Source organism: Acinetobacter sp. HR7, assembly GCF_000773685.1.
GTDB lineage: Bacteria > Pseudomonadota > Gammaproteobacteria > Pseudomonadales > Moraxellaceae > Acinetobacter > Acinetobacter thermotolerans.
Genome location: NZ_JPQO01000016.1, coordinates 1 through 10,808 on the forward strand (window position 1 = coordinate 1; position 10,808 = coordinate 10,808).

Consider the following 10,808-nt stretch of genomic DNA (forward strand, 5'->3'; position numbering starts at 1 on the left):
GTAATAGTGCGTAAGTCCTAGATAATTTGTATCAATACGAACAACATATCTTTCCCTTAGCCGAAATAGATACTCCCCCTCAATCATTAAAATTACCAAGCAACATAAATAGATATTTTCTTAGAAGTATTGGTGTGGACGTCTTACAAGGAGATAAAGATATCTACACATTTACTAAACTTCCTACCTTTCTCATTTTAGGAATAGTTAGTTCCAATTTTTCATCAAAAATGAGGGCAAGTCGAGTTTCCTTAAAACAAGGAATATGTAGACCATCAAATTTAGTAATGCCTGAATATCTACTTGGATACATGAGGAATAAAGCGTTAGAAATTCAAGAAAAAAGAAGAAATATGTCTAATGATCAACAAAATAAAATAGAGAAAGCTGCTTTAGATAATCTTGATAAAACCGCTGATTCAAAATCTTTTGAAGCAATGATGCATGATTATAATATTTTTGGTGATGCAATATTTGAATAACCTCCTAACCATCTTTAAAAAGGGAGGAACTACGTAGATTTGATGCTGTCTTTGAATTCACGAGAAGTCCCCCTTTACAAAAGGGGGATTTAGGGGGATTCCCTTGAGGATTCATTCAAACAATGCTGATAAATCAGTTCAACAACATCATCAATCTGTCTCACCACTTGCCTATTATCAAATCTTAGAATATTCAATCCCAGTTGATCCAAAGCTTCATCACGAATTCGATCTGATTCTAATCCATCATCCGTAAAGTGCTGACTACCATCACATTCAATGACCAAATTCGCTGCTGGACAGTAAAAATCTACAATGTAATTTAAAATTGGTTTCTGGCGGTAAAACTGCAAACCTAAAATTTGTTTGCCACGAAGTTTTGACCAAAGCAGCTTTTCAGCCTCAGTCATGTTATTGCGTAAATCACGAGAGGCTTGTTTTAAGTTTTTATTGTAGGGTTTCATTTTTATTCTACTAATTTGTTTTTATTAATCCCTCCTTTTGCACCATACATGGCTCACCTTTAAGAAAGGGAGGAATTACGCGGATTTTATGCTGTCATTAAATTCGGGGGGAAGTCCCCCTTTGCAAAAGGTGAGAAGCATTGCTTCGCAAGAGGGGATTCTATTCTACTTAAACCTCTCCAAAAACTTCTCCAACTCCTCCGTCACTACCACCCTTTTCCTTCCTTTCAGCTGTTCCTTATCCAGCAACCCTTCTGAATCCACCACCACAACCTTATGTCCATCCTGTTTTAACCGATCGACACCTTCAAACAGCATCCTCACTCCCACATCATGAATTAAACTCAGATTTGTGAGATCCAGAACAATCGTACTTTTCCCGGCTGGTTCATCTTGCAATATCCTTAACAGCATTTCCGACTCGGTAAACTGCAATACGCCACGCAGTTCATAGACCACGACATTATTCTTTTTGCCGACAATGTAACGGCTTTGCAGAATGGTCTGTGCCGAAGGCGTACCTTCCATCAAGTGCAGCCCCATATCCCGTGCCAGATTTTCAAAGATTCTTAGCCCCCGTACACTGTTACCATGCTCATCAATCTTAGGGGAAAACACTGCAATCCCGACCTGCCCGGGCAACACACCAATAATCCCGCCAGCCACCCCACTTTTGGCTGGAATACCCACTGTGGTCAGCCAGTCTCCGGCAGCGTCATACATACCACAGCTCAACATAACACTTAATACCTGTCGAACCACGGAACGATCTAACAAGCGCTTACCGGTTTTCGGCTGTATCCCGCCATTGGCCAAGACACTGGTCATCACCGCCAGATCTTTGACCGTGACCTTGATGGCGCATTGCTTGATATAGCCATTAACCATTTCTTTCGGATCATCCTCCAGTACACCAACAGTACGCAGCATGTAACCGATCGACATATTCCGAAAAGCTGTCTTGATTTCAGACTGATATACCTGCTCGTCAAAAGAAAGTTCCCGTCCTGCTAACGCACTCAAAAAACGGCGGATCTGCTCAGCACGCGCTACGGTTTTCTTATACGGAATCAGGGAATGAGTGGTGATCGCACCAGAATTAATCATCGGATTCTTGGGAATATTGCGTTCTTTATCCAGCGAAATCTGGTTAAAGGCTTCACCAGAGGGCTCTACCCCGACTTTTTCTAATACCTTAGCTAGCCCGATCTCTTTAATGGCCAAGGCATAGGTAAAAGGCTTGGATAGGGATTGCATGGTAAATTCCACTTCATCATCCCCAGCAGAGTAAATCGTGCCATCTACGGTGGAAAGTGCCAGCCCAAGCCGGTCTGGATTGACATTGGCCAGTTCCGGAATATAGTCCGCCAGTTTGCCTTTATCATTCGCGGCGCAGGCCGACAACACATGCTTTAAATAATCCGGGACAGGTGTTTTCATCCGAATGGCCTTTAAATTTTTTATCCTGATTTCACCTTAATTTTTTAGGATAAAACTTCAAGTATGGATGGGTAGCGTTTTGCAACATGATTGAGCCTATGCTATTTACCGGCATAAAAGTTGAGGTTTAAAAAGCGAAAGAGTTCCATTTTTTAAATTTTCAATTTGATCGACAAGATCTCTTTCAGGCTTCTATTTTTAAAGCTATTCTTGACCACGGAAAATGATATTATTCATCTAACGGCTAATATTCGACCTACGCATGCTCTCTTCAGATCTTACTTTTTATAGCTTACTGGTGCCGAGTATTATGTCGAGCCTGGGAATCATCACGCTCGGTATTTCCCATTATAAAGGCTTACCCCGTTATTTAAGCTCTTACGCCTATGCCCTGATTCTGTTCGGTTTGGCAATCTTGCTGAATACCGTTTTATCCGGGTCAGCGTTAATCGAAATCTCCAGTCTTGTAGCTGTTCTGTATTTCCTGTCCTGTGCATTTCACAGTAAAGCGATTTATGAGCGTTTAAACGTCGACTATTTTTGGCTGACCTATATTTACCTGATTAGCTTAGGTGCATTCGGCATTTACTACTATACCCAGGTAACGGTAGACCAGACCGCCCGCCTGCTGATTATCGGGATAATTACTGCAGCCATCTATCTGCACCGTCCGATGGCTTTTATTCAATCAACCCCACGCTTGCAGATTGACCGATATCTGAAAGTCATGACCTTTGTGACCGCGTTTATCGCCATTGGACGTGCTGTCCTCCTAACTGCTTTAATTAAGGATCAGGGATTCGTCGCGCATTACGCACCCGCATGGGCATTGACCCAATTGCTACTGCTGTTAATTGAGTTGATTTTCTTAGGCATGTTCATCAGCTGTGCGATTTTGGATCTGGTATTAAGGCTCCAACAGGAACGCTATCGCGATCCGTTGACCGGCTTATTAAACCGTCGTGGACTTGAAGCCTATATTCAAAAAATAGATCCTAATCCCAAGTTACAGCATGCAGTTTTAATGGCAGATTTAGACCATTTCAAGTCCGTGAATGATCGTTACGGGCATCAGGTCGGTGATCTGGTGTTACAGCATATTAGCCAGATCCTGAAAGCCACTATTCGCAACAAAGACCAAGTAGCACGGATTGGTGGTGAAGAGTTTTTGATCGTCTTGCCGCACATTCAAAAGGATGCCGCCCTGAAAATTGCAGAACGCATCCGTTTGCAACTTGAAGCCACCCCATTACAGCATGAGCAGCAGTCCATTTATCTGACCATTAGTATCGGGGTCTACTTCTTCAAAGATCCTGCACAGATTGAAGAAGCCATCGTAGCGGCCGACCAGCATCTGTATCAGGCCAAGCAAATGGGTCGTAATCAGGTGCAATCTGCATAGAAGAATTTTTCATATATGTAGGGAATAATCATGCAATTGATGAGTAAATTTATTGTTTAATTTTCATTTAATTTAAAAATAATTCATTTTCCTACATTGTTTCAATTGCTTGCATTTAACATCATCCATGCTTCAATTCATCATTAATATCAGTACAAACTAATAAGAAAATTTGTTTGATTTTTGTTTAATTTTTCTTACCAATATAAGTTATTATGTTCAAAATCTCTCCCAGACTCGCCTGATCAATGTTCGATGCCCAGCTGAACTTTTACAGCATACTCATCCCTATTACCATTATCTGTTTGGGGATTGCGATCGCCTGTCTGTATATTTTTCAAAGACTGCCGCGCTATTTAGCAAGCTATTCGCTGGCCTTAGTCTGTGTCGGTTTCAGTCTGCTGCTGCAAACTGTCCTGACTGAAGATTTTCTAGAAATTGTTTTAGGCCCGCTTTTCGCCATCTATTTTTTAGGCTGTGCCTTGCATATCTATGCCATCCATGAGCGTCTCCATCTGCCTGCCCGTTGGCCTGTGCTGATTAGCCTGATTTTTTCAGGTTCGATCGCCATTTTCTATTTTTCTGCGATTGAGCAGCAACAAGTGTATTCACTGCTCGTGACCAGTTTTACTACGGCTGCCATTTTCCTGCATCGCCCGATTGCACTATGGCAGCACCGCGCCAAACTAAAAATTGACCAGGCTTTAAAAGTCCTGATTTTAGTGGTCGTGTTCTTCATTATCATGCGTGCAGTGCTTTTTAGTTTCCTGATGCAAGGGGATGATCCTCTCTCCTCTTATGATGGTTTATGGGCTTTTACTCAGTTACTGCGTTTATTGGTTGATATTATATTTTTAAGTTTGTTCTTTAATGGCGCTTTTCAGGAAGTCGTGGTACGCCTGAGCCAGGAACGCAATTATGATCCATTAACTGGTTTATTGAATCGGCGCGCTTTAGAACAATATCTGACCAAAATTAAAAACCAGCCAGGTACGCAAAAAGCGGTCCTGATTGCAGACCTTGACCATTTTAAACAGGTTAATGACCAGTATGGGCATACCTTTGGCGATCTGGCCCTGCAACATGTCAGCCAGATATTCCAGCAGAACATTCGCAGCTCGGACAAAGTGATTCGTATGGGCGGTGAAGAGTTCCTGATCTTATTGGATCAGTGCCCGCATGCCAAAGCATTACAGATTGCAGAACGCATTCGCAGTTCCGTCGAGAATATGCCCCTGCAATACCGCGGTCAGTGCATTCATTTAACCATCAGTGTCGGTGTCAGCTTTTTTAAACAGTCGGATGAATTTGAACGTGCCTATAACCAGGCCGATGAATTGCTATATCAAGCCAAAAATCAAGGCCGGAATCGCGTCCATTTTCAGCCAAATCTCGCCTAACTCACTTTTATGGGCTTTAAAAAAAAGAGCATTAGCATGCTCTTTTTTATATATCTGGTGATTATTTCACCTTGGTTTTGCGAATCATTTTGTATAGCAACTTCGGTGAAATGCGTGAAACCAGCACCCCGATTTTTTCTTTGGTGCCACCAACCACGATATATTCCTCACCCTGCTGCAAGGCTTTGACCGTCTGTTGAGCAAAGTCTCCCGGAGCCAGACCATTTTCAATCGCCTCATCTTGCTTGGCCTGTGGCTTGCCTTCACCATTTAAGGCATTAAAAGACACATTGGTTTTGACAAAGCCCGGGAAAATCACCGACACGCCAATGCCCTGATCCGACACTTCCGCACGCAGACTATTGGCCCACATGTGAATGGCGCCTTTGGCTGCGGAATAGGACGCGCGATATTGGGTACCAAGCAATCCGGCCACACTGGAAATAAAGGCAATCCGGCCCGATTTCTGTTTCAGGAACGTTGGCAATACGGTTTTGGTCAGGAATACCTGCGAGAAATAGTCCACTTCCATAATGGCACGCTCGGTTTGCATGGTGGTTTCCTGAATCAGTGCACGCAGGCTTAAACCTGCATTATTGATCAGCCAGTCAATACGGCCTTTCTGTTCCAGCACCGTGGCATAAGCCTTTTCCACTTGGCTTTCATTGGTAATGTCAGCCACAACTGATAAATGCTGATCCGGATTTGGCAAACTGAGACGGACATTTTCCAGTTCTTCAAAGCGGCGTGCGGTTAGAACGATTTGTGCGCCCTGTGCTGCACATTCCTGTGCAATTGCCTTGCCGATCCCTGAAGATGCCCCGGTAATCCATACCACTTTCCCATTTAAATTTTCCAGCTTTGCCATTGATCCCTCTTATTCAATATGTGAAGCCTGTTTTATTTCTTCATCTAAAAATGCCAAAAAATGCTCGAAGTAATAACCGATGGTATCTGCATCATGCAGACTACCCAATTTGTCAAAACGTTTATAACCGAGCTGCGTGGTTAAATTAATCACACCATTCAAAGTTTTATCAACCACGACATTGAATTTTAATAACTGTTTTGGCTGACGCACCAGCTGAGTTACGCCCTGATCGACCACTTCGGTAAAGGCTTTTAACGCCGGAGAGACATAGTGCGAATTGCCGGATTTGATTTCTTGGACATAACTATAGAGTTCCAGCACCAGATTTTTTTCGACTGGATACCGCACATAGTAATCGCCTTCAATTTCATGGGTCATTTCATACAGATAATTCACTAGAGGAAGCAAGCGGTCATTGCCAAAGAAAGACACCGACCACGGCATATATTTACGTGTTGTGCCTTTAATCTGTTGAATGATTTTTTCAGATTCCTGATCTGCCGACGTCGACATCCGTGCCAGCCGGCCAAAGACCTGTTCGATAATTTCACAGGCAATATCCGCCAAAGTTTCACCTAATGGTTTGGACAGGCTGTTGGACTCACCGTCATTTAAACGTGCATGGATCTCGCGGAAACGGTGATGAGTTTCGGGCTGGATTTGTAGTGATATCTTGTAGCTCATCTCAGTCTCCTCTGCTGCGAGTCATCATTATTCTAATATGCGATGAGTCGCCTTTCTGTTGTTCTATCATAGCCAAGCGTAGCTCACAAGCTTCATGGTTCAAGAATGCATCGGCTTGGGCTGCCGCAGCTGCCATTTTTTTTGCTACAATAGATGCAATTTTTTATCTACTTTTGATCTGTTTAGACTATGACTGATTCAGCGCAAAATATTGCTACGACCTACGATCCTACCGAGATCGAGAAAAAATGGTACAAAACCTGGGAAGAGCGTGGCTACTTCAAGCCGTCTCAAAAAGGCGAATCATTCTGTATCATGATTCCGCCGCCAAACGTCACCGGTAGCTTGCACATGGGTCATGGTTTTAACAATGCCATCATGGATGCGCTGACCCGTTACAACCGTATGTCAGGCAAAAATACCCTATGGCAACCAGGTACTGACCATGCCGGTATCGCGACGCAAATGGTGGTAGAACGCCAGCTCGGTGCGCAAGGCATCAGCCGTCATGACCTGGGCCGTGAAAAGTTCATTGAAAAAGTCTGGGAATGGAAAGAACAGTCTGGTGGCAATATTACTCGCCAAATCCGTCGTTTAGGTTCTTCTGTAGACTGGTCTCGTGAACGCTTCACCATGGATGAAGGCTTGTCCAATGCAGTAAAAGAAGTGTTCGTAAAACTACACGAAGAAGGCCTGATTTACCGCGGCAAACGTCTGGTGAACTGGGACCCTAAATTGCAAACTGCACTTTCTGACTTAGAAGTTGAATCTGATAAAGAAGAACAAGGTTCACTTTGGCACTTCAAATATTTCTTTGAAGATAAAACACTGCGCACCAAAGATGGTAAAGATTACATCGTGGTGGCAACCACTCGTCCTGAAACCTTACTGGGTGATACTGCAGTTGCAGTCAATCCTGAAGATGAGCGTTATGCACACTTGGTTGGCAAGAACATCATTCTGCCAATTACTGGTCGTCCGGTTGCCATTGTTGCGGACGAATATGTTGAAAAAGAATTTGGTACAGGTTGTGTAAAAATCACCCCTGCACACGACTTCAATGACTATGAAGTGGGTAAACGCTGCAACCTGCCTATCATCAATATTTTCAACAAAAATGCTGAAGTCTTAGCTGAGTTCGAATACATCGAGAAAGCTGGCGAGCAGATTTCTAAAACCATTCTTGCGCCTAGTGAATACGTCGGTTTAGAACGCTTTGAAGCACGTAAAAAACTGGTTACACAAGCAGAAGCTGAAGGCTGGTTAGATCAAATTCAGCCATATACCCTGAAACCACCTCGCGGTGACCGTTCAGGCGTGATCGTTGAGCCATTACTGACTGACCAATGGTATGTGAAAATCGCGCCACTGGCGAAACCAGCGATTGAAGCGGTTCAAGACGGTCGTATCAAGTTCGTTCCTGAACAGTACAGCAATATGTACATGGCTTGGATGAACAATATTCAGGACTGGTGTATCTCACGTCAATTATGGTGGGGTCACCGTATCCCAGCTTGGTATGACCTTGAAGGTAATGTTTACGTTGGTCGTAACGAGGAAGAAGTTCGCGCGAAACACAACATCGCTGCTGACGTTGAGCTGAACCAAGACGAAGACGTACTGGATACCTGGTTCTCTTCTGGTCTTTGGACATTCTCAACTTTGGGTTGGACTGGTGACGAAGCGAAAGACAAAGAAAATTATTTCTTAAATACTTTCCACCCGACTGACGTACTGGTAACTGGTTTCGACATCATCTTCTTCTGGGTTGCCCGTATGATCATGATGACCATGCACTTCATGAAGAATGAAGATGGCACACCGCAAGTACCGTTTAAAACTGTGTATGTACACGGTCTGGTACGTGATGGTGAAGGTCAGAAGATGTCTAAGTCTAAAGGTAACGTCCTTGATCCATTAGACCTGATTGACGGTGTTGATCTAGAAACTCTGGTTCAGAAACGTACTTACGGTTTGATGAACCCTAAACAGGCTGCGAAGATCGAAAAATCGACTCGTAAAGAATTCCCAGAAGGTATTCAGGCTTACGGTACTGACGCAGTTCGTTTCACATTCTGTGCATTGGCAAACACTGGCCGTGACATCAAGTTCGACATGAAACGTGTGGAAGGTTACCGTAACTTTGCCAACAAAATCTGGAACGCAACCCGTTTCGTATTGATGAACATTGAAGGCCAAGAGATTGGTCAGGAAGTTCGTAGAGACCTTTGGGAATTGCCTGAACAATGGATCGTGAGCCGTCTGCAAAAAGCGGAACAAGCAGTTCAGCAAGCATTTTCGACTTACCGTTTAGACTTGGCTGCACAAGCGATCTACGAGTTCATCTGGAATGAATACTGTGACTGGTATGTCGAGCTGACTAAACCAGTTCTGAACGATGCCAATGTTTCTGAAGAACGTAAAGCAGAAGTTCGTCGTGTACTGTTGGCTGTGATGGAGGCATCTTTACGTCTTGCACATCCAATCATGCCTTACCTGACTGAAGAAATCTGGCAAACACTTGCACCTAAACTGGGGATCGCTGGTGAAACCATCATGCTGGCCCAATACCCTGTTGCCGATGAAGCACTGATCAATGAGCAGGCTGAAGCGGATATGCAATGGCTGCAAGGTCTGATCGGTGCGGTGCGTAACATCCGTGGTGAAATGGGCTTAGGTAATGCGCGTCTGTTACCAGTCCTTCTTCAGAACACCACTGATGCTGAAAAAGCACAAATCACCCGTATCGAAGCGCTGTTCAAGGCATTGGCGAAAGTTGAAAGCATCACCTTCCTGGCTGATGGCGAACAACCACCATTGTCTTCTTCTTCTGTAGTCGGTCATGTGTCAGTATTCGTTCCAATGAAAGGTCTGATTGATCCTAAAGCGGAATTGGGTCGCCTGCAAAAAGACCTGGACAAAGTTCAGAAACAGCATGACCAGATCGCCAACAAACTTTCAAATGAAGGTTTCGTAAGCAAAGCACCTGCAGCAGTGGTTGAAGGTGAACGTGCGAAACTTACTGAATTTGCTGATCAGTTAGCGAAAATTAAAGCGAATATGGAGCAGATTGCGGCGCTTTAATGCTGTAATTTGATTCAAAAAATCCCCTCTTAGTGAGGGGATTTTTTTAGTTCCAATAATTTTTAAGAATTTCTATTAGCCAATTAAGTACAGGAACTAATAATACTGCCCATTGAGTATTCTTTGGTACTTCATTAATAATGATAATTGGCTGCTGTTTTACAGGGTGATTTTGCTTTTTAGACTTTGACTTCTTACGTCTAGCCATAAATTCTTTACCTTTTTAAAAAGAGAATTTGGGACTACACGTTTGAGTTTTTTTATAAATATGCCCCAAACGTGTAAATAATACAGTTTGGTCATAAGCGATTGCTCAAGCAGAAATGGAGAGATTCTTTTGAATTGAAAAATTACGAGTAGTTATAAAAATAATTGGCAAAGTTATTAATAAAAATAATTTCAGAAGTGATGAGAGTATGTCTGGGCTTTCTGTACGTTTTTCTAAATTTTTAAGACACAATACTAAAGCTGACTTTGCAATGTCTTGTTTAACTTCAGACTCGATATCGAAATAGGATAAAATTCCAACTCGTCTAGAATATTTCGAATAAATCCGATTACTTAAGCATTCGCGATCTTCAAAGGCTCTAAAGCTCTGATCTAAAACATGTGATAAAACTTTTAAGTAACGTTTTAAACAACTAACAGGTACACCATCATTAGCTTGTTTAAGCTGATGCATCTCTTTCTCTTTTAATCTCATACTTCTATAAGAAATCCAAGATTGTCTAAAACTTATATTTCTTTCCAAATTTAAAATTCTCCAGGTTTTAAAAACTTAAAATTAAAGCATAAACTCCATATATTGTTATTAAATAAAATAATAAACACAATATATAGGAAAATCAATCTTCAAGATTATGTATTGAATCCCTCACCCCAGCCCTCTCCCATAGGGAGAGGGAGCATCATTTGATTTAATACCAATGTGAATTTTATATTGGAGTTCCCTCTCCTCTTAGGCATAGGTATCTACACATC

Annotated in this window: 10 protein-coding genes; 4 read left to right on the top strand and 6 right to left on the bottom strand. The window is 42.6% G+C overall.

Annotated features, from left to right (window positions below; translation table 11 throughout):
• The first annotated feature begins 134 nt into the window (after positions 1-134).
• On the top strand, positions 135-482 hold the full coding sequence (locus GW12_RS01220; RefSeq protein WP_227504114.1) for a hypothetical protein: 348 nt from the start codon (positions 135-137) through the stop codon (positions 480-482).
• A gap of 89 nt (positions 483-571) precedes the next feature.
• On the opposite strand, the gene GW12_RS01225 is transcribed toward GW12_RS01220, so the two are convergent.
• Both GW12_RS01225 and GW12_RS01230 read right to left on the bottom strand, forming a co-directional pair.
• Complete coding sequence (locus GW12_RS01225) at positions 572-946, bottom strand: endonuclease domain-containing protein (protein ID WP_034582369.1); 375 nt, start codon at positions 944-946, stop codon at positions 572-574.
• A gap of 165 nt (positions 947-1,111) precedes the next feature.
• A complete protein-coding gene (locus GW12_RS01230; RefSeq protein WP_034582370.1) occupies positions 1,112-2,386 on the bottom strand; it encodes a glutaminase in 1,275 nt (424 codons plus the stop codon).
• A 310-nt stretch (positions 2,387-2,696) separates the two neighbouring features.
• Between GW12_RS01230 and GW12_RS01235 the strand changes: the two genes are divergently transcribed.
• On the top strand, positions 2,697-3,788 hold the full coding sequence (locus GW12_RS01235; RefSeq protein ID WP_171077642.1) for a GGDEF domain-containing protein: 1,092 nt from the start codon (positions 2,697-2,699) through the stop codon (positions 3,786-3,788).
• Positions 3,789-4,036: 248 nt separating this feature from the next.
• The gene (locus tag GW12_RS01240; protein ID WP_034582374.1) at positions 4,037-5,188 is read left to right on the top strand and encodes a diguanylate cyclase; all 1,152 of its coding nucleotides are present in this window, start codon (positions 4,037-4,039) and stop codon (positions 5,186-5,188) included.
• A 61-nt stretch (positions 5,189-5,249) separates the two neighbouring features.
• On the opposite strand, the gene GW12_RS01245 is transcribed toward GW12_RS01240, so the two are convergent.
• Together GW12_RS01245 and GW12_RS01250 are read right to left on the bottom strand one after the other, a co-directional pair.
• Entirely contained in the window at positions 5,250-6,056 is an 807-nt protein-coding gene (locus GW12_RS01245) for an SDR family oxidoreductase (RefSeq protein ID WP_034582378.1), read from the bottom strand.
• A gap of 9 nt (positions 6,057-6,065) precedes the next feature.
• Positions 6,066-6,743 (bottom strand): hypothetical protein, encoded by a 678-nt coding sequence (locus GW12_RS01250; protein ID WP_034582380.1) that lies wholly within the window; start codon positions 6,741-6,743, stop codon positions 6,066-6,068.
• A 189-nt stretch (positions 6,744-6,932) separates the two neighbouring features.
• Between GW12_RS01250 and GW12_RS01255 the strand changes: the two genes are divergently transcribed.
• Positions 6,933-9,827 carry a valine--tRNA ligase gene (locus GW12_RS01255; protein WP_034582384.1) on the top strand — a complete coding sequence of 965 codons (2,895 nt, stop codon included), beginning with the start codon at positions 6,933-6,935 and terminating at the stop codon, positions 9,825-9,827.
• A 46-nt stretch (positions 9,828-9,873) separates the two neighbouring features.
• Here GW12_RS01255 and GW12_RS15745 read toward each other — a convergent pair whose 3' ends face one another.
• A complete protein-coding gene (locus GW12_RS15745) occupies positions 9,874-10,035 on the bottom strand; it encodes a hypothetical protein (RefSeq protein WP_161788369.1) in 162 nt (53 codons plus the stop codon).
• Positions 10,036-10,140: 105 nt separating this feature from the next.
• The gene (locus GW12_RS01260) at positions 10,141-10,509 is read right to left on the bottom strand and encodes a hypothetical protein (RefSeq protein WP_152598510.1); all 369 of its coding nucleotides are present in this window, start codon (positions 10,507-10,509) and stop codon (positions 10,141-10,143) included.
• Positions 10,510-10,808 lie beyond the last annotated feature (299 nt).